Source organism: Flavobacterium melibiosi (genome assembly GCF_048158545.1).
In the GTDB taxonomy this organism is placed as follows: Bacteria; Bacteroidota; Bacteroidia; order Flavobacteriales; family Flavobacteriaceae; genus Flavobacterium; species Flavobacterium melibiosi.
This window is the reverse complement of the sequence record NZ_JBLNKU010000018.1, coordinates 19,454-39,102: the sequence shown is the minus strand read 5'-3', so window position 1 is coordinate 39,102 and position 19,649 is coordinate 19,454. Positions and strand designations below refer to the sequence as shown.

The window sequence follows — 19,649 nt, the reverse complement described above, 5'->3', positions numbered from 1 at the left end:
AAAAATTATTTTTTATTTGTGTTCATTAGGATATCCTTTTTTAGACTGAACTCTTTTGTTTGTTTTATATCCAATGATGAGGCTCCTATTCGGATTGTATATTTTCCCGCTTCGGCTATCCAAGAAGAAAGAGCTGGATCATAAGAAGCCAATTCGCTTAGAGTAAGGGTAAAGCTGATGGTTTGTGATTCGTTTGGCTGTAATAGTTTTGTTTTTGCAAATCCTTTCAGCTCTTGGGATGGTTTTTTTAATTTTTCAGAAGGGGCACTAAGGTATAATTGCACGATTTCTTTTCCCGCTACTTTTCCTGTGTTTTTGATGGTAATCGTTGCCGTAATTTTATCTTTAAAATCAGCTGAACTGAGTTTAATATCACCATAATAAAATTGGGTATAGCTTAAACCAAAACCAAATTCATAAGCTGTTTTTACCTTTTTAGTATTGAAATAGCGATACCCCACATAGATATCATCATCGTATGTTATCTCAGCAGGATAAGTAGGCATTACAGGATCGAGTGTTTCTCCTTCCTTAAGCGGAAGTTGTTTTCCTGGAAAATTTTGTGATGAGGGTACGTCGGTATAGGAAATAGGAAATGTAGCCGTTAATTTTCCTGATGGGTTTACTTTACCTGATACTATATCGGCGATGGCATTACCACCTTCCATACCCGGTTGCCAAGCCATCAAAATAGCATCTACCCAAGGACTCCAACTCGCCATTTCAATAACACCACCAGCGTTGATAACCACAATGACTTTTTTGTTTTTAGCATGGAAAGATTCAGAAAGTGTTTTAAGTGTTTGCTTTTCAGCATCGGTTAAATTGAAATCATTTTCTACTTTGCGGTCTTTAGATTCGCCGGAGATTCTGCCAATTGTGATGATAGCAACATCAGAATTAGCTGCTGATTCTATGATCATCTCGTTTTTAACCTCCATTTCTTTAATAGAAAAAGGGTTAAAAACGTCCATAAATGAAGGAGCTGGCTTTTTTTCATTTTCTGATTTTATGTAATCTTCATAAATAGATTTGCTGTTTTGTTGCAGTTTGAATCCAGAATTTACTAAGCCCTCGTCAAGAGAAATCGTATATTTCTTTACCACATCTCCACTGCCAGTTCCTCCAGCAATAATGTCATAAGAAGCATTGCCAAATAAGGCAATCGTACTGGATTTTGGCAATGGTAAAGCATTATTGTTTTTCAACAAAACCATTCCTTCAGCTGCTACCATTCTAGAAATAGCTGCGTTTGCAGTTAAATCAGGGTTGTTTGAATAGTTGTATTTATTGAAAGTAATGGTTTTTACAACAAGATTTAAAACGCGTTCTACACCCAAATCTAAATCACTCATAGCTAGCAACCCGTCCTTAACAGCGTTAATGATTGTATGTGCTTGATCTGGCCTTCCCGGCATTTGCAAGTCATTTCCAGCTCCTAATGAGACAGCTGCATTTTGTCCTGAAAACCAATCACTCACCACTAGTCCTTTAAACCCCCATTCTTTACGTAAAATTTTGCTTATCAAATCTTTGCTTTCGGAGGTGTAGGTGCCATTGATAAGATTGTACGAAGTCATCAACGTCCAAGGATTTGATTTTTTGACTGCTATTTCAAAACCTTTCAGGTAGATTTCCCTTAAGGCACGCTCGCTAACAATCGTGTTCAATTTCATTCTGTTGGTTTCGGTATTATTAGCTGCAAAATGTTTTACAGAAACACCAATACCATTTTTTTGAATACCATTGGTAACCGCTGCAGCAATAGTCCCTGAAAGGAAAGGATCTTCAGAATAGTACTCGAAATTTCTACCACCCAAAGGATTTCTTTGGATATTAAAAGCAGGAGTCAGCATAATATCGATTCCATAATCCTTGGCTTCACGACCTAATATTTCGCCTATTTTTTTTGTCATTATGGTATCCCAGGTACTGGCTAATAAAGTACCTATCGGAATTGCTGTGGCGTATTTGGGTTTGGCATTGGTTAAATCCATAAAATGAATTCCAGCAGGTCCATCCGAAAGGGTAATACTAGGGATTCCTAAACGGTTTATAGCGTGTGTTCTACCTGATGTACCTGGGACTTTTGGTGCTATTTTATCATCTTCGGGATCATTAGGAGGTAATAAACCTGCTGGAGCTCCCGGAATATACATACCCATACCCACAACTAACTTGACTTTTTCTTCAAGAGTCAAAGCTTTGATAACTTGTTTTATGTTGTTCTTGTTTAATTGGGGTAATTGTTTTTTTTGTGCCGAAACCATCAAGTTGAGGCAAGTAATACAAATTAGAAGAAGGATTTTTTTCATGATGTGTTTTTTAATTTTTTAAAATAAAATATACTTGTTCGTAATGTGATACTGTTTAGAAATTAAAACAGTCCAACTTAAATGACCTTATTTGCCTTATATGGTTAAAACCATCAAAATAGTTAAGCTAATTATTAGGTATAAATGCTATTACTAGCGGCTAAAAAATAGGCACACAGATTATACCGATTTAACGGATTGGCACAGATTTTATACTTTTGAATCTGCGTAAATCTGAAAAATATGCGTGAAAATATTGGCACGCAGATCTTCTAGATTTGGTAGATTTTTTAAATAAACTAATTTTTGTAAATTAGAATAGAACCCTTCTGCTTATACTTTAAGTATTTTGTTTAGATAATTATAACTTGAAGTAATACTTTCTAGTGAGTCCTTAGGTAAATCATGTTCTACAAAAAAATGTTTATTGCCTGCAATTTTTGCGGCATCAAATATTCTTTTAAAATCAATAGTTCCACTACCAACAGCTAAGACTGCTTCATGGTTTTTATCGATATCTTTAACGTGCCATAATGGGAAACGACCAGGGTTTTGTTTGAATAATTCCACTGGGTCTATTCCTCCTTTAACTGCCCAAGCGAGGTCAAGTTCCATTTTAACAGTATTGGCATTAGTTCCTTTCAAAATCAAATCATAAGGGATTTGCCCTTCAACTGGCCTGAATTCAGCATCATGATTATGATAGGCAAATGTAATTCCTACTGCTTTACAGGTTTCTCCCGTTTTATTCAATACTTCAATAGAAGCTTTTATTTCATCTAAAGTTGTTAATGGTGTATTGGCACAAACAAGGTATTTTACACCTGCTTCGCCAGCTTCATCAATCAACTGCTGACCATTGTCTCGTAAGTTATTCATAGGTGGAAGACTAAAAGGTTTTCCGTTTTCATCTAATGGAGGTTTTGTTCCTGGTGCTAGTTTATATGGAGCTCCTATAACTTGGTGCGAAATCCATGATAATCCCATGTCTTTAATTAATGCGGCAAATTCTTTAGGCTTCATTCCGTAAAAATCACCTTTCCTGCTAAATGATGATTCTATTTCTTTATAGCCAACATTAGCTATTTTTTGCAAAGTTCCTGTAACATCATTATCAATGGAATTGATAAAAGTAAACAACTGAACTCCTATAGGATGAATAGCAGGAGCGTTAAAGCAATTTGCTAATGCAGTATTCGAAATTAATATTCCGCCTAAAGCTGCAGTCCCAGTTTGTTTTAGAAAATCTCTTCTATTAAGCATAAATTTATATTAAAGTAAATATTGATTTTTTCTTTCTCCCAAAGGCATTTTCATAACGGTTGAGTGAAATGTTAGCTATTACAACTTGATATTCTCTTGAATTATTTTTTGATATTCAAAATAACTTTGTTTAGGGATTCGTTCTTGTGTGTCAAAATCCACATATATCAAACCGAAACGTTTGGTATATCCAAATACCCATTCAAAATTATCCCAACCACTCCAAACCGTATATCCAATCAAGTTGGCACCTTCTTTTTTTGCTTGCAAGGCGGCAGATATGTGACGCTTAATATAATCAGCCCTCAAAGGGTCACTTACTTTATTGCCAATTCTACGATCTTCTGTTTTATAGCCTGTTCCATTTTCAGTGATTAAGGTTATAGGATTACCATATTCGTTTTTCAAACGCATCAATGTTTTATAGAGGTATTCTGGGCGTACTGGACCTGTATTTGCTTTTATAGTATCAGGATTATTTTCTACCCATTTAGTTGTCATTTGACTGTCTTCATGTTTTACTATAGCAGGCTGATAGTAGTTTATCCCTAAAAAGTCAGGTTTTTGAGAGGCAATCAATGCCATGTCTTTAGCAGATGGTTTGAAGGTAGGGTCATATTTATGTAAAGAATCAATCGCTTCTTTTGGATATTTTCCTTTAAACAATGGATCTAAAAAAAGCCTGTTCAATAATAAGTCTTGGAATTTAGCTGCTTTTACGTCTTTAGGATTATTGGCATTCCATGGAACGCCAGGAGCTAAATTTAGTGTGATTCCAATAAGTCCACCCAATTTTAATTTGTGATATAATTTAGTCACAGTTGCATTCGCTACTAATTGATTATGGGCTTTGTGCATTTGTTGTGCATATCGTACACTTTCGGAAGCTTTACTTTGATCAAAATTCAGTAAGGTTTCAACCAGAAAAAATTCAATATAGGGTTCATTAAATGTAATGAACTTTTTAACTTTTTTTCCATAACGGTTTAGTACTATGGAAGCATATTTAGTATACCATTTTATCATATCTGGATTTCCCCACCCTCCTTTTTGCATGAGTACAAATGGATAATCAAAATGATATAAAGTTACAATTGGTTCTAGTCCAGCCGCTTTCACATCATCAATCAGTTGGTCATAATGCGCTAAAGCTTTTTCATTTACCGCTCCAGTTCCATCAGGTATAATTCGACTCCAGTCCAATGAAAAACGATAAGAGTTTACCCCTAATTTTTTCATCAGTTCAATATCTTTTAGGTATTGTGTCCTATCATACATATTGATAGCTACATTGGCTGTTTGTTTCTCACCTATTAGAAATTGGGTTACCCCGACTTTATTAGTCAAGTAATCCCATTTTGATTCTCCTTTCCCATCAGTTTGATAGCCTCCTTCCACTTGATATGCGGCCGTAGCTACGCCCCATAAAAATGGTTTTTTATTTTGTGCTTTTACAGCAATTCCCGAAAGAATGATTAGGCTTAAGGTTACAATGATTTTTTTCATGATAGTTGTTATAATAGTTCAATAATTTCAATTAAATTTCCTGTGTCATCTCTGATGAATCCCATCAAGGCATCTTTGGGAGGGCTCAATAAGGGGCCCATGACAATATCAACTCCCGTGTTTTTAAAGCGTTCGAATAATTCTGTTAAACCCGATTCTACTTCATAACAAATATGTTTCGTTCCTTGTTGACGCATATCTGTCAGCGGATGTTTTCGTGCTTCCGGCATAGCCTCAGTCTCATAATGCTCAAATAATTCGAGTTTAAAATCACCATGTTGCAGAAATGCAATTTTGGTTTTTATCTCTGGAAAATCCTTCTCCCAACAAAACTCAAAATCTAAATTTTGTTGGTACCAAGCAATCGCTTCTTGCATGTTTGCAATGCTGATTCCTACATGGTGTGCTTTTAAATAGATTGTACTCATTTTATTCGAACTCATTTTTGTTTACTGCCAAATAAGAATGGAATAATCCTTTTGGATCTCTTTCAGCTCTTAGTATATTAGTTTGTAATTGTATTGATTTTTACTTTTGTTTCAATCAACATAAAAGAGGCAATTCCTGCTACTAAAGCGGCAAAACCAGCGATATAAAAAGGAATAGAAATGCCATATTTATCGGCTAATATTCCTGCAACTAATGGCGCAATCATTCCACCAACAATTTCCCCTGCTCCACCTAACATTCCTATGGCTTTACCAGTGGAATGCATCGGAATTATTTCGGAAGGGATAGCAGACAAAACAATTGGAAAAGTACCAAAGAAGAAATAAGCAATAAACATACTTGGAATTTGGAGACCGGAATTTTGCATAAAAAGGATTGCCATTGGATAAAAAACGCCAATAAAAGCAAACATCATTACAAAGGGTTTACGACCATATTTATCAGATAACGTTGGAACAACAATTCCAGAGATAAGCGAAGACAATCCCATGAGTCCCATAATAGCTCCAATTTGCCCTTCGGTAAGGTGTTGTATTTCAGTAAAAAATTTTGGTAAAAAGGCAATACTGCAATTAAGCCAAGTCATCATACAACAGCTTATCAGGACACCTACTCGAATGTTTTTATAGCCCCATAATTCTTTAAAGCTTAAACTTTTATCTTCTGATTTTTGTTCGTTTTCAACGGTATTTTTTCGTAAAAATTTCCAATTGACAAAGGCTATAATCAAACCCGGAATCCCAGCAATTAAAAAGGTAGAACGCCAACCAAATTTTTCGGCTAATAGCACTAATACGACAGGGGCAATCATAAAACCAAATAATGTTGAACCAAAACTTTGTAGAAAACCCATGTTAAATCCCAAACGATTTTTAGAAGATTCTTTGGCAATAAAGGATTGAATTAAAGGCAAAGTTGGCCCTTCTGAAAGTCCCATAAGTAAACGAGTCACGAGCAATACCGTAAAAGTAGTTGCCAGCGCAGAACTAATGGAGGAAAGTGAAAATAAAATAACAGCTCCAACAAAAACAACTTTTTTCTTATTGTGTTTTTCTGCCCATGAAGTTGACAAGTATCCCGAAATCGCCCAAGTAAGTGATAACCCAGAAACCAACATTCCGAGTTGCGCATTGTTTAATCCCAAGTCTTTTATTAGAAATGGCGAAAGATAGGTCAATGCCATTCTATCAACGAACACCAATCCAAAGGTGATGCTCATTAATACTAAAAGTTTATTTTCGTAGGTAAAAAGTTTGTTTTTCATAAGTCTGAATGAGTCTTCAACAAGAAACAAGGGTTAGTTAATTATATTTTTAGTTTAAATATTCATTTTTTAATGGAGAGTAATTTTAAAATTCAGTTTTTTATTACGTATTTGTATTTGCTGAAATTATGAACTACCTATTATATTTGTATTTTTTTTACAGGATATTCTTTTTTATTTTCAATAAAATAAATATAATATAAATTCCAAAGTACAAATATGGTTATGAATTAAGCTTATTTGTGAATCAAAAAACAACTACTGCTATTCAAAATCAATACTTTTTGAAGAATTTAATATTATTTGTTGAAATTTAAGTTTAGATTTTTGATATAATAGATTGTGGTTTTTAAATAAAAAAAGCCTTCCTAACGGAAGGCTTTTAATAACTAAATTCAAAATGTTTTAAAATTTATAACTCAACGTCAAAAAATAAGCTCTTGGCATAATTGGTAATGTAGCATAAACTGCTTGTGGATTTGCATCTAGCATGGCTTTTGTAAAACCTTGGGTGTCCAAAGATGCAGGAAAACCACCTGGTGCCGCCCAACCCATGACTCCGTAAGTGTTCAAAATATTATTTATTGAAAGATTCACTTGAATTTTCTCTGATATTTTATAGGAAGTATTTAAATCAAATGAATGAAATGATGGCAGTCGGAAGGCATTGCCTACGTTTGCCCAACGCTTACCCATATATTGCCAGTTGATAGATGCCGAAAATTTGTCAGTGTTATAAGTTGGCGTTATTGTAAACATATTGCCGATATTATCATTATTATTGCCATCAAAAGATATTTTTTCGTCATCGGCAGGACCATTTGTTTTTGCCAAATAAACACTAAATTCTTTGGCTATTGACGACTGTATTGTAGCCACAGCACGAAGGCTGAAATTTTTATTAAAAGCATAGTTTCCTTCTAATTCTAAACCTTTTGTTTCAAATTTTTGATACACTCGAGGCGGTGCGTAGTAAGTCCCGTCGGCATTTTGGAAAATCTGGAAGTTCGGAATATTGCTTGCTAAAGTATAGAATGGCGTTGCGAATAAACTTAGGTTTTCAGTACGGTATTTTAATCCAAATTCGGCCATTTTAATATCTTGTGCTTCGATAGAAACATTTGAGGTAAGCTGCTGATTGGCAATATCCATGAAATAACTCAAATCGGGTGATTTACGTCCTTGTGAGTAACGACCGTACATAGCAAAACTATTACTGACCTTATAATTTGCTCCAAATGAATAAGAAACTATATCGCTAAACGAAAGACTCTTATCAAAACTCTGTGTAGGGTTTCTTGTAAAAATACGACCGTCATAAAGCGTTGCTGTGTTTCCATCAACACCAGTTGGACTGTCAGGCATAACTCTTTTTGGTGTTGAAAAATTAGATTTGATATTGAAGTTTTCCATACGGATACCCCAATCAAAGTTTAATTTATCGGTAATGTCCCAAGTATGACCAAAAAACAAGGCAGTTTGCTTGATTGTACCATCATTGTCATACAAACCACCACCACCTAAGCTAGTAATTCCGTTAGGATTTGTCAAGTCAAATGTTGAACCAGACAAATTTGTATAACGGATGCCTACGATCTGAGGTTTGTCTTCGATAGTTGCAAAACTTTGTGCCGCAGGTGTAATAGCCAAACGTGTAGCTTTAGTTTGAGAAAAATAAAGCCCGCCTGTGAAGGTCATGTTTTTTAGCTTTTTTGTGATGGTCGCTTGGTCTATCACATCATTCATACTAATCTTAGTATACGGATTTGGATTATAAAAAACGGCATTTGGTAATACATCGCCACCCGGCAGACTAAATGTGCCACCTACAATTCTTGGAGGACCAGGCGTCAAAGGAGGCAATTGCTGGGCTGTTCCGTAAATTGCACCAGTAGTAGGATTATAAAACTCATAAGTTCCCATACGCCCAAAATTGCCACTAACTGCATAAAAAGTTAGTTGGTCAACACGAAATGGAAAAACAACGGCAGTGGTTTGAGAAACATTGTCTTTGTTAGATATTCTCAAATTATTATTAAAAGTCCAACCTTCACCTATATTTTGTTTCCAGTTCAAACCAGCAGCTATCTCATTGTATGATGCTACTTTTTTAGTATCATAATTGATATCTTCGGAATAGCCTGTTATTGATTTAGGAATAGTAAATTGTAGCGACTGAATTAAAGTAGAACTCGTATTATTGAAACTTCCAGCAGGTTTTGGATTAGTGAAATTAACCGTTGGTGTAAATTCAAATGGTGCGGTATTGTCGTCCAAAACCTTGGCATAAACCTTAATTGAGCCTGATTTGTAATTTTTTACGATATTTACCTTTACCTGTCCGCCTTTACTAAGGGTGTAGCCTGGGTATTTTGGTCCATCGGCATTACGATAAAACCCTCCCATATTATATGTCAGCGTTTTGTCTTTTGAAAGTGGCCCACCTACATTAAAATCTGCACGATAGTAAGGGTTTTTACCATTACCTTCTAAACCAAATCTGGCTCTTACTTCTCCTTTAAAAGATTTACCGCCTTCTTTCGATACATAATTGAATATACCTCCGGGAGCATTTGCACCCAATATTGATGCCGTACCACCTCGCACTGCCTCAATACGTTGAAGTGTAGCATCAGCTCTGAGATAAGCATCTGGTTGAACCAATCCTGAAATTCCCATCACCGGTAAGCCATCTTCTTGCATCGAAACATAGAAAAAGCCACCATTATAGTTCAATCCTCTTGTGTAAATAGAGTTACCAACCTCTCCTTTTGAAGTATTTACATATATCCCCGGTAGGTTTTTGAGCAAATCAGCCGCACTATTCGGCACAAGAGCTTCGATTTGTTTGGCATTTAATGTCGAAATTGCAACCGAGGCGTTCATCTTTGTACGCTTATCAAAAACACCCGTTACTACCACTTCGTCCAAAGCGGCTTGATCATCTTGTAATGCAATGCTTAATTTGCTTGTTTGTGGGACTTTTACAGTCACTTTACGAGTTGCAAATCCAATATAAGAAACAACGATTTGATAGCTTCCGTTTGCTACATTGTCTATAGTAAAACCCCCGTTGGCATCTGTGCTGCTGCTTTTGTTATTTTCCACTATAACGATTGAGGAACCTGCTAAAACTAAGCCTTTAGAATCGGTCACAGTTCCCTGAATTTTCCCTTCCTGGGCTAACGAAGTAGCAGAGAAACTAAATCCGACAACAAGGATTAAAATCCTAATAAATTGCGTTGTTTTCATAATTTTGATCTTTTTTAAATTAGATTGATTTTTTTTGGTTTGATAAAATGAATATTTGATAAATATTATTTTACAAATTTGGCGTTCAAAAATCAATTATGTGAATCAAAAAAAGGCTACTACTATTCAAAATCAACACATTTGTAGATATTCCATTGGTGTTTGACCTGTTTGTTTTTTGAAAAAACGGGCGAAGTTGCTCGGATTTTGATCGCAGAGTTTTATAGCGATTTCGGAGATATGGAGATCGGAATATTTAAGGAGGGTTTTTGCTTCTAGGATTAACATTTCTTTTAGCAAATCTTGGGCAGTTTTATCGGTACATGTTTTTACACATTTATTCAGATAATTAGGAGTAATGTTCAGTATTTTAGCGTAATCTGAAATGTTTTGGTATTTATAAATATGTTGTCCTAAAGCATGTTTGTACCGTTCGGTAATTTCAAAAAAGGAGTTTTTTGTTTTCTTAGTTTGAAAAGGAATTTCCTTTTTTATCTCTTCAAAAATCACTAATAAATTATAGGCTATTAGGTTTTTATTCTCATTATTTTCGCCTTTATACAATTCTAGTAACCTATTCAATATACATTCTATATTGTTTAAGGTGCTTTCGGACATTTGAATTACAGGATTGGATTGAAACTGAAAGAACGAAAATTGTTCGCTAAGGTAATTTTTTGGAAGAAATTCGAATATTTTCTCATCAAAATGGAAATAAAAACCTTCGGCATCCGAGCTCATCATTTCATGTTGGGTAATTTGATACGCCGGTAAAAAAAACATAGAAGAAGGACCAAACTCATATTTGCTTAGTCCTTTACTTCTTTTAGAAATTCCTTTTTTTAAAAATATAAAATCATGAACCGTTTTGCGGTGTGGCAATACTTGAAAACTCGATTTATTAGAGATTTCTTCTAATCTATTAATGTGGTATTCCTGATGACTAGGGTTAGATATAACTGGAGTCCAACTGGTAGTATGGGAATGGAACCCATGTATTTCAGAGGGAACAAGCGTTGGGATATATTCTTTATTAGACATCTTGATTTGTTTATTATATTTTTATAAAGTTACAAAAAATTGTTACTCTATTATAGCGACTGCTCTAGTCCATCCTGCACTTGCTCCTTTTATTTTTGCAGGAAAACAAGCTACTTTAAAACCAAATGGTGGTAAAGCTTCTAAATTGGCCAATTTTTCAATTTGGCAATATTCTTTTTCAATTCCAACATAGTGGGCTTGCCAGATAATTCCCGGACGTGGATTGTTTCTGAAATCTTCTGCTTGAATATGCAATGGAATATCCCAACCCCAACCGTCAGTTCCCATTACTTTAATCCCTTGGTCAATCAACCAGTGCGTCGCTTTTGCGGAAGCGCCCACATGAATGCGTACAAAATCAGCATCATGAATGCGTTTGTCAGCATCACAACGAATCAAGACAATATCAAATGGTTTCAAGGTATAGTTTATAGCGGCTAATTTCTCTATCAAATCTTCCGGCTCGAACATGTAGCCGTCTGGCTTATCGGTAAAATCCAAAACCACTCCATCATGAAAAAACCAGTCCAATGGCATTTCGTCAATGGTACGAGAAGGTTTTCCTTCGCAAGTTGGGTAATAATGATACGGTGCGTCAACATGGGTTCCACAGTGACTCGTTACCGAAAGAAATTCTCCTGCAGGACCATTGCCTTCGATGAAGACATCAGTTAATCCTTCAAAAAGTTTTCCCCCCATTTTTTTTGCTCCTTCTTTGTGGTCTTCATATACTATTTTGGTTGGTAGCGGCTCCTTAATTTCTTCAGAAATCGTAACGGAAAGATCTATTATTTTCATGTTGTATGTGTTTTTAAAATTTTAAAATAAATTGAGTAATAATCGCAATTTTTATTCTTTGTGTTTTAACCGATAATTAAAAAACCACCGTTGTGAAAAAGTTATACCATATAAGACATGTAAGGTCATTTGAGCTAGGAACTAAAATGAGTAAAACTTATTTTTGATATGTCTTATATAGTTAAAATTTAAATGATTTTTATTTCAAAAGTCTTCCGCCGTCTACGGTTATGATATTTCCTGTAGAAAACGTCAATTGGGTGGCTACCGAAAAGACAGCATTGGCAACATCTTCGCCCAAGGCAAATCTTCCCAAAGGTGTATTGTCTTTTTGAATTTTCAAAAAAGCAGGATCCATTGTAGTGGTGTATTCTCCTTCAACGAATCCAGGAGATACGGATACGACTCTTATTTTTGGTGCCAAAGCTCTTGCTAAAGAACGCGTCATAGAATCCAAAGCCGCTTTCGAAGCGCAATACGCAACATTGCTTCCTGTGCCAAAAATCCCTGCGATAGAGGAGATGTTTACGATTAGTCCGGTGGCTTCTGTTGATTTTTGTAACAAATCTTTAAACGCTCTTGCCATGGCAAAAGAACCTCTAAAATTAGTTTGCATAATTCGGTCAATCCATTCGTCTGTTAATCCGTCAAGATCATCGTGTGGAACTGGAATGGTAATACCTGCATTATTCACAAGAACATCTAGTTTACCATATTTATCCTCAACGAATACTTTAAAGTTTTTTAGTTTTTCCGAATCTGTTGTTGGAGCATGAAAAAAAGCATGATTCCCTTCCGGTAGGGTTGCTATGAATGCTTCGGCTCTTTGTGAATTAGAGTTGTAACTAATGATGACATCAAATCCGTTTTCGGCAAATTTTCGGCAAATTGCTGAACCTATTTCACCAGAACCACCTGTAACTAGAACCGTTTTTCGCATTCTGTTTTATTTAATTGTTTGTAACTACTCAAGTTTGTTGTACTGCTAAAAAATAAAATTGCCACAAAGGCACAAAGGCACAAAGAAAAAGTGAGCAGAAAAGACTCAAAGTAATAATTTCAGTAAATTTGTGGCTTAATAAATACACTGTAATTATTACTTTGTGCCTTTGTGTTTTTGCGGCAGAAATCAATACGCTGTTTATGAACCTGTTTTATTCACTGTTTTTGTATCGTCTTACTCGAATATCAGCTTGTTCTTTGTGTCCCCAGAAATTTTCTATGGCACACAAACGAGAACAATATTCACCAATCATGGCACTTGCTTCGGGCGTTCTAATTTCTTGATACGAACAAGTTTTCATGAATTTCCCAACCCATAATCCGCCTGTGTATTTTGCTCCGTGTTTCGTTGGTAAAGTATGATTGGTTCCAATTACTTTATCACCATAAGCTACATTAGTATATTTCCCTAAAAATAAGGCACCAAAATTAGTCATGTGTTTCAAGAAGTATCTTGGGTCAGCGGTCATTACCTGAACGTGTTCACTTGCAATTCTGTCCGCTTCGGCTACCATTTCATCAATAGTGTCAACTAAGATAATTTGGCCATAATCTCTCCAAGAAATGCTGGCTACATCTGCAGTCGGTAACGTTTGTAGTTGTCTTTCTACTTCTGCCAAAGTTTCATACGCTAATTTCTCTGAATTCGTCAATAATATAGAAGGGGATGTTGGTCCATGTTCAGCTTGTCCCAATAAATCTACAGCACAAATCTCTGCATCAGAAGTTTCGTCTGCTATAACCAAAGTTTCCGTTGGACCTGCCAGTAAATCGATTCCTATTTTTCCAAATAATTGTCTTTTGGCTTCTGCAACATAAGAGTTTCCGGGACCTACAATCATATCTACGGATTCAATGGTTTCGGTTCCTATTCCCATGGCAGCAATGGCTTGAATGCCTCCCAATAAATAGATTTCATCGGCGCCAGCCATATACATTGCGGCAACCGTAGCGGCAGGAATCTGTCCATTGATAGGTGGTGTGCAAGCAATAACGCGTTTTACTCCGGCTACTTTTGCAGTAAGCACACTCATGTGAGCTGAAGCTACCATTGGGTAACGACCACCGGGAATGTAACAACCTACACTATTTACAGGAACATTTCTATGTCCTAGAAAAACACCGGGAAGTGTTTCTACTTCAATATCATGCATAGAATTTTTTTGATGTTGCGCAAAATTTCTAACCTGTGTTTGCGCAAATCGAATGTCTTCTAAAACTTGTTCCGGAACACCACTGATAATTTCTTCAATTGTTTCTTTTGAAAGCAGAAAACTTTCCGGTGACCATTTGTCAAATTTTTCAGATAAAGATCGAACAGCGGCATCACCACCATTTTTAACTTCTTCTAATACGTTTTCAACGATTTCTCTAACTTTTTTGTCGTTAGATTCTGCTTCAAATAATGCGATTCCTTCTTTAATTATTCGTTTCATTGGTGGATTATATTTTATTGATGGTTTGAAAATGTTCTGCAATAGGTGGATTTTGAAAATGGGGAGACAAAATAGCTCTCCATTGGGTAAATAAAGGAGATTCCCGGAAACCAATGGTGTGGTCTTCCAGTGTTTCCCATTGTATTAATACCACAAATTTGGTAGGTATTTCGATGCAATGTTGGAATTCTAATCCAAGGAAACCTTTGGATTTTGACACTACTAATTTAGCTTCCTGAAAGGCGGCTGTAAAAGCAGTTTGTGATTGCTCTTTTATGTCAAAAGTTGCTATTTCTAAAATCATATCGCTAGTAATGGAGTTAAAATAAATCTATTAGTTAATTTAAACACTTGATTTTTTATACAATCAATATTTAATCAAAGTAATTTTTACAAAATTCTTAAAAATTACTATAGAAAGAGAATCATTTAAACGCTAGAAATAATCAAAATCAATCATTTTTGTCGATTTGTTTTAATTTTAAATCGATTGAGTATTCAATTTTAATAAATTGAGGTAAGAAATAGGCTAATTACGATTCTTTTTGGCTGTTGTTGCTTCTAAAAGCATTGGGGGAAAGACCCGTTTGTTTTTTGAACAATCGAGAGAAATAAGCAGGATCTTTAAAGTGTAATTTATAGGAGATTTCAGAGATGGAGTAGGAGGTGTACAGCAAGTGTTTTTTTGCTTCCGTAATGCAGTATTCATGAACGACCTGTAAAGCAGTTTTTTGTACCAAAGTCTGGCAAACACGGTTTAAATGAACGGGAGTGATTCGCAGTTCACTGGCATACTCTTTTATGAGTTTCGATTCGGGTAATGTTTTTTTAATCAGTTTTTGAAAGGCATGAAAATAACCTAGTGTTCTGTTGTTAGAAGACTCTTTTTGATCTTCAAATGCAGTGTTTAAATGATGAAGTCCTATGAAGAATAATTGGAATAGTGATTGAAGACTAATTTTTTTATACCGATTGTCTTCAGAAATGGCTCGGATTATCTTATTTTTGAGATAGATAAAATCATTTAAATCCGGACTGTCTGCATTAAAACTATACTGTTTTACTTTATTTAATTCTAATAAAATAAGGGGAATGTTTTTGAAAATACTTTCGATGAATTGTTCCGAAATGGTGAATACTTCTCCAGATATATTTGACTGAAATTCAAAGCCATGAAAGGTATTTGTCGGGATTATAAGAATGCAGGGCGCTTCCAGTTTTATCCTTGTATTATCTTGAATTAATACTCCTTCACCTGTATCAATAATAAAAATTTGAAACAGATCCGTGTGTAAGTGAACGTTGATTTCCCAATCGTATAATTTGCTTCGGGTTGCCAATAATTCATGATGCACAAAATCTTCAAAATCACGTTGATTGTTGTCACCGTAGAGTCCTTTATAGTTGAGCAGATTTTTTTTCATGATTCTTTTTTGGATTACAATACTAATATTTTTTTTCGAATTAAAAACACAAAATGTTTCTTTTGTACAAGAATATAAATAGATAATCCAAATCATAAGTGCTTACTTCACATAAATTTGTCCTTCTAGTTTTTCTTGAATTATTAAAAAATAACTTTATGAGTGATTTTGAAGACAGCTCCTTTGATTTAGAAGTTCAACCTTCTCGTTTGTATCCTGAGTATACCTCTACCGTTTTACGTGCGCCCAGTAAGTCTTTAATTGTTTTAAAGAAATCCTTGACCGAAAGGACAGGGCCGATTTTTAAGGATTTTAATTTGGGTACTTTCGACCATGATTTGACTAAAAATGCCATTAAAAATGGAGAACCGTTGGGGGAACGTATTGTGGTTCATGGTAAAGTATTGAACGAAAAAGGGCAGCCGATGCCTCACACACTTATTGAAATTTGGCAAGCCAATGCCGCGGGTCGTTATGTGCATAAAGTAGACCAGCATGATGCGCCTTTGGATCCTAATTTTTTAGGAACGGGACGTTGTATGACCGATTCGGAAGGAAATTATAGATTTTATACCATCAAACCGGGAGCCTATCCTTGGGGAAATCATCTTAATGCGTGGCGTCCGAATCATATTCATTTTTCGTTGTTCGGGAATCAAATTTCCAGCCGATTAATTACGCAAATGTATTTTCCGGGCGACCCTTTATTAGAATATGATCCCATTTATCAGGCGGTGAAAGCTAAAGGACGTGAACTGTTGATATCTAAATTTGATTTAGATATCACCGAGCCCAACTTCGCCTTAGGCTATCGTTTTGATATTGTGTTGAGAGGCCATCAGGCAACCCCATTTGAAAACAGATAAGAATATTATGGAAATAAAGAACACCAATAGAATACAAACACCATCACAAACCGTTGGCCCTTATTTTGCCTACGGACTGACTCCGGGGCAATACGGCTACGATTTTAAAAGTTTGGTTGGAAATAAAATAGAGGATGCAGCTCCATTAGCAGAGCGAATAACCATTAAGGGGAAAGTTTTTGACGGAGAAGGCAATTTGATTCCCGATGCCATGATAGAACTGTGGCAAAATGACGGAGTGAATCAATTTTTTGGTAGATTTGGTACAGGAACTGAAAAAGAAAACCAGTTTGTGTTCGAAACGATAAAACCAAAATCGGTTGAAGGTAAGGCACCTTATGTTACCTTGATTCTATTTATGCGCGGACAATTAATTCATTCGTATACGCGGGTTTATTTTTCGGATGAAGTAGCCTTAAACACTATTGACGCCATATTAAATAGCGTTCCAGCCGAAAGAAGAAATACCGTTATTGCGCAAAAAAAGGAAAATTTTTATGAGTTTAACATTTATATGCAAGGCGAGAATGAAACGGTTTTCTTTGAGGTTTAAAAATCCTATGCACTACTAATTATAATACTATTTTTATGAGCTTATACATTCAATTATTTTATTCAGATGAAGTAAACGCACTATTCTCGGATTCGAGTGCGGTAGCGCAAATGCTACGTGTAGAAGCTGCATTGGCACAGGCTCAAGCCAATAAAGGATTGTTTCCGGCAGCTATTGCCGAAACCATAAAAGCCAATTGTACCGTTGCTGACATTGATATAGAAAAACTAAAGTCGGATATATCGCTTGGCGGAAACGCAGCCATTCCTTTGGTAAAACAATTGACTCAAATCGTAAAAAATAAAGATGCCGAAGCGGCCAAATATATTCATTTAGGAGCCACGAGTCAGGATATTGTCGATACGGCAACGGTGTTGCAAATTCAGGAATATATCGTCTGGCTGGATCAAAAAATCAAGGTTTTAGAAAAACAGTTAGTGACACTAACCCAAAAGCATCGTCAAACCATTATGATAGGACGCACGCTTTTGCAACAGGCTAAACCTACGACTTTCGGATTCAAAACCGTGGGATGGTTAGAAGCAGTATCAAGAAGCAAACAACGTTTGGAACAAGCCAAACAACGGGTTTTAGTCTTACAATTGGGCGGAGCAGTTGGGAATGGAAATACCAATATTTCGATAGAAATTCAAGAGGAATGTGCCCGTTTGTTAGATTTAAAATCTTCTTTTACATGGCATTCACACCGAGATAATGTAGCCGAAATAGCAAGTGTTTTTGGGGTTTTAGGAGGCAGTTTAGGAAAAATAGCCAAAGACATTTCGCTATTGATGCAAACCGAAGTTGGAGAAGTTTTTGAAGGTGCAGCTGATGGAAAAGGCGGTTCAAGCACGATGCCTCACAAACGTAATCCAGTGACCTGTGCAGCGATATTGGCGAATACGAATCGGTTGCCACATTTGGTTGCCACGATGCTTTCGACAATACCACAGGAACACGAACGTTCGGCTGGTTTATGGCATTCCGAATGGGAAGTCTTGACGGAAATTATGCAATTGACGGCTGGTGCTGTAGCAAAAAGCATCGCCTTAATCGAAGGATTGGAAGTGGATGAAATTAGAATGTTAGCCAATCTTGAATTGACCAACGGTTTAATTTATGCTGAAAATTTAGCTTTGGCATTAGCCCAAAAAATAGGCAAGTCCGCTGCGCATGAATGGATAGAAAATGCTTGTAAAAAAGCGATTCAGGAAAGGAAACATTTAAAAGAAGTGGTTCTCGAAATGAATATCGATTTAACTGATTTGGATGCTTTATTCGATCCTAAAAATGCTATTGGATTAAGTTTGGAATTAATCGACCAAGTTGTAAAGAAATACCAATAAACCGTACATGAAAACAAATTATAAAATAACAGGAACACCCAATAGCCCAGTGTTGGTTTTCTCCAATTCTTTGGGTGCCGATATGGGAATGTGGGATGAACTGGTTCCTTTCTTATTACCTTATTTTCGAGTGTTGCAATACGATACCCGCGGGCATGGCGGAAGTGAAGTTGCTGAAAATCCTTATACAATTGATATATTGGGAAATGACGTTGTTAACTTATTCAATGAGTTGAAGATAGAAAAGGCTTATTTCTGTGGTCTTTCGATGGGTGGATTAATTGGACAATGGCTCGGAATTCATCATCCCAATAGAATTATAAAACTGATTATAAGCAATACCGATGCTAAAATTGGAACAACGGAAAACTGGAACGACCGAATCAATACCATCACCAAGGATGGAATGCAAGCTATTGTTGACGGGACTATGGAACGCTGGTTTACCGAGGATTTCAGAGAAAAAAATCCAAAAAGAATTGCCGAAATTAAAGCTATTTTTCTTAAAAATAATGCGCTTGGATACACCAATAGTTGTGCTGCGGTAAGAGATGCTGATTTTAGAGACCATCTACATAAAATTACCGCTGAAACGTTAGTTATTACTGGGGATGAAGATGTAGTTACCAATGTAGTACAAGCCGAAGAATTGGTAAAAAACATTCCGAATGCAAAGCTGAAAATAGTGCATGCCTGTCATTTATCAAGCACGGAACTTCCAAAAGAATATGCGGAAATACTTATCGATTTTATTGTGGGGGAAAGCACTTTCGAAAAAGGAATGCACGTAAGACGCACCGTTTTAGGAGATGCCCATGTCGATAAAGCGAATGAAAATAGCAATGAATTTAATGGGGAGTTCCAAAATTTCATCTCCAATTATGCTTGGGGCGAAATTTGGACACGACCGGGATTATCAAAACACAATCGCAGCCTGATAACCATTGCCATACTAATCGCCTTAAACCGAAAAGCAGAATTGCAAATGCACATTAAAGCTGCTTTTAATAATGGGGTTTCCAAGGAGGAGATAAAGGAAGTGATTATGCAATCGGCATTGTATTGTGGCCTGCCCGCAGCCAATGAAGCCATTCATACTGCTGAAGAAATTTTTAAAGTAATAAAAAAATAAA

16 protein-coding genes are annotated in these 19,649 nt (G+C 35.9%); 4 read left to right on the top strand and 12 right to left on the bottom strand.

All coding sequences use genetic code 11. The features are described from left to right. Positions 1-5: 5 nt before the first annotated feature. The 12 genes from ACM55F_RS17625 to ACM55F_RS17570 form a co-directional block, all read right to left on the bottom strand. Complete coding sequence (locus ACM55F_RS17625) at positions 6-2,315, bottom strand: glycoside hydrolase family 3 C-terminal domain-containing protein (RefSeq protein WP_416855132.1); 2,310 nt, start codon at positions 2,313-2,315, stop codon at positions 6-8. A gap of 333 nt (positions 2,316-2,648) precedes the next feature. After that, the gene (locus ACM55F_RS17620) at positions 2,649-3,578 is read right to left on the bottom strand and encodes a sugar phosphate isomerase/epimerase family protein (RefSeq protein WP_416855131.1); all 930 of its coding nucleotides are present in this window, start codon (positions 3,576-3,578) and stop codon (positions 2,649-2,651) included. 78 nt (positions 3,579-3,656) lie between these two features. Then, a complete protein-coding gene (locus tag ACM55F_RS17615) occupies positions 3,657-5,084 on the bottom strand; it encodes a glycoside hydrolase family 1 protein (protein WP_416855130.1) in 1,428 nt (475 codons plus the stop codon). A gap of 8 nt (positions 5,085-5,092) precedes the next feature. Beyond that, complete coding sequence (locus tag ACM55F_RS17610) at positions 5,093-5,527, bottom strand: VOC family protein (RefSeq protein ID WP_416855129.1); 435 nt, start codon at positions 5,525-5,527, stop codon at positions 5,093-5,095. Between the two features lie 62 nt (positions 5,528-5,589). After that, positions 5,590-6,798, bottom strand: a complete 1,209-nt coding sequence (locus ACM55F_RS17605; protein WP_416855128.1) for an MFS transporter — start codon at positions 6,796-6,798, stop codon at positions 5,590-5,592. Between the two features lie 405 nt (positions 6,799-7,203). Further along, the gene (locus ACM55F_RS17600; RefSeq protein WP_416855127.1) at positions 7,204-10,050 is read right to left on the bottom strand and encodes a TonB-dependent receptor; all 2,847 of its coding nucleotides are present in this window, start codon (positions 10,048-10,050) and stop codon (positions 7,204-7,206) included. A 132-nt stretch (positions 10,051-10,182) separates the two neighbouring features. Next, on the bottom strand, positions 10,183-11,091 hold the full coding sequence (locus ACM55F_RS17595; RefSeq protein WP_416855126.1) for a helix-turn-helix domain-containing protein: 909 nt from the start codon (positions 11,089-11,091) through the stop codon (positions 10,183-10,185). A gap of 42 nt (positions 11,092-11,133) precedes the next feature. After that, a complete protein-coding gene (locus ACM55F_RS17590; protein WP_291247396.1) occupies positions 11,134-11,889 on the bottom strand; it encodes a cyclase family protein in 756 nt (251 codons plus the stop codon). Positions 11,890-12,088: 199 nt separating this feature from the next. Beyond that, complete coding sequence (locus ACM55F_RS17585; protein WP_416855125.1) at positions 12,089-12,829, bottom strand: SDR family NAD(P)-dependent oxidoreductase; 741 nt, start codon at positions 12,827-12,829, stop codon at positions 12,089-12,091. 214 nt (positions 12,830-13,043) lie between these two features. Further along, the gene (gene hisD, locus ACM55F_RS17580) at positions 13,044-14,327 is read right to left on the bottom strand and encodes a histidinol dehydrogenase (protein ID WP_416855124.1); all 1,284 of its coding nucleotides are present in this window, start codon (positions 14,325-14,327) and stop codon (positions 13,044-13,046) included. A gap of 7 nt (positions 14,328-14,334) precedes the next feature. Next, on the bottom strand, positions 14,335-14,631 hold the full coding sequence (locus ACM55F_RS17575) for an antibiotic biosynthesis monooxygenase family protein (protein WP_416855123.1): 297 nt from the start codon (positions 14,629-14,631) through the stop codon (positions 14,335-14,337). A gap of 229 nt (positions 14,632-14,860) precedes the next feature. Next, the gene (locus tag ACM55F_RS17570; RefSeq protein WP_416855122.1) at positions 14,861-15,751 is read right to left on the bottom strand and encodes a helix-turn-helix domain-containing protein; all 891 of its coding nucleotides are present in this window, start codon (positions 15,749-15,751) and stop codon (positions 14,861-14,863) included. 158 nt (positions 15,752-15,909) lie between these two features. Between ACM55F_RS17570 and pcaH the strand changes: the two genes are divergently transcribed. The 4 genes from pcaH to pcaDC are packed head-to-tail and all read left to right on the top strand — an operon-like array spanning position 15,910 to position 19,648. Continuing rightward, a complete protein-coding gene (pcaH, locus tag ACM55F_RS17565; RefSeq protein ID WP_416855121.1) occupies positions 15,910-16,617 on the top strand; it encodes a protocatechuate 3,4-dioxygenase subunit beta in 708 nt (235 codons plus the stop codon). 7 nt (positions 16,618-16,624) lie between these two features. Then, complete coding sequence (pcaG, locus tag ACM55F_RS17560) at positions 16,625-17,170, top strand: protocatechuate 3,4-dioxygenase subunit alpha (RefSeq protein ID WP_416855120.1); 546 nt, start codon at positions 16,625-16,627, stop codon at positions 17,168-17,170. Positions 17,171-17,205: 35 nt separating this feature from the next. Further along, positions 17,206-18,516, top strand: coding sequence for a 3-carboxy-cis,cis-muconate cycloisomerase (gene pcaB, locus ACM55F_RS17555; RefSeq protein ID WP_416855119.1), 1,311 nt, complete (start codon positions 17,206-17,208; stop codon positions 18,514-18,516). Positions 18,517-18,523: 7 nt separating this feature from the next. Further along, positions 18,524-19,648 (top strand): bifunctional 3-oxoadipate enol-lactonase/4-carboxymuconolactone decarboxylase PcaDC, encoded by a 1,125-nt coding sequence (pcaDC, locus tag ACM55F_RS17550; RefSeq protein WP_465245397.1) that lies wholly within the window; start codon positions 18,524-18,526, stop codon positions 19,646-19,648. The last annotated feature ends 1 nt before the right edge of the window (position 19,649 follow it).

What these genes read in the sequence shown, in the direction of transcription:
- ACM55F_RS17625 (WP_416855132.1), bottom strand. Translation starts at nt 2,315, where the DNA reads ATGAAAAAAATCCTTCTTCTAATTTGTATTACTTGCCTCAACTTGATG.
- ACM55F_RS17620 (WP_416855131.1), bottom strand. Translation starts at nt 3,578, where the DNA reads ATGCTTAATAGAAGAGATTTTCTAAAACAAACTGGGACTGCAGCTTTA.
- ACM55F_RS17615 (WP_416855130.1), bottom strand. Translation starts at nt 5,084, where the DNA reads ATGAAAAAAATCATTGTAACCTTAAGCCTAATCATTCTTTCGGGAATT.
- ACM55F_RS17610 (WP_416855129.1), bottom strand. Translation starts at nt 5,527, where the DNA reads ATGAGTTCGAATAAAATGAGTACAATCTATTTAAAAGCACACCATGTA.
- ACM55F_RS17605 (WP_416855128.1), bottom strand. Translation starts at nt 6,798, where the DNA reads ATGAAAAACAAACTTTTTACCTACGAAAATAAACTTTTAGTATTAATG.
- ACM55F_RS17600 (WP_416855127.1), bottom strand. Translation starts at nt 10,050, where the DNA reads ATGAAAACAACGCAATTTATTAGGATTTTAATCCTTGTTGTCGGATTT.
- ACM55F_RS17595 (WP_416855126.1), bottom strand. Translation starts at nt 11,091, where the DNA reads ATGTCTAATAAAGAATATATCCCAACGCTTGTTCCCTCTGAAATACAT.
- ACM55F_RS17590 (WP_291247396.1), bottom strand. Translation starts at nt 11,889, where the DNA reads ATGAAAATAATAGATCTTTCCGTTACGATTTCTGAAGAAATTAAGGAG.
- ACM55F_RS17585 (WP_416855125.1), bottom strand. Translation starts at nt 12,829, where the DNA reads ATGCGAAAAACGGTTCTAGTTACAGGTGGTTCTGGTGAAATAGGTTCA.
- hisD (WP_416855124.1), bottom strand. Translation starts at nt 14,327, where the DNA reads ATGAAACGAATAATTAAAGAAGGAATCGCATTATTTGAAGCAGAATCT.
- ACM55F_RS17575 (WP_416855123.1), bottom strand. Translation starts at nt 14,631, where the DNA reads ATGATTTTAGAAATAGCAACTTTTGACATAAAAGAGCAATCACAAACT.
- ACM55F_RS17570 (WP_416855122.1), bottom strand. Translation starts at nt 15,751, where the DNA reads ATGAAAAAAAATCTGCTCAACTATAAAGGACTCTACGGTGACAACAAT.
- pcaH (WP_416855121.1), top strand. Translation starts at nt 15,910, where the DNA reads ATGAGTGATTTTGAAGACAGCTCCTTTGATTTAGAAGTTCAACCTTCT.
- pcaG (WP_416855120.1), top strand. Translation starts at nt 16,625, where the DNA reads ATGGAAATAAAGAACACCAATAGAATACAAACACCATCACAAACCGTT.
- pcaB (WP_416855119.1), top strand. Translation starts at nt 17,206, where the DNA reads ATGAGCTTATACATTCAATTATTTTATTCAGATGAAGTAAACGCACTA.
- pcaDC (WP_465245397.1), top strand. Translation starts at nt 18,524, where the DNA reads ATGAAAACAAATTATAAAATAACAGGAACACCCAATAGCCCAGTGTTG.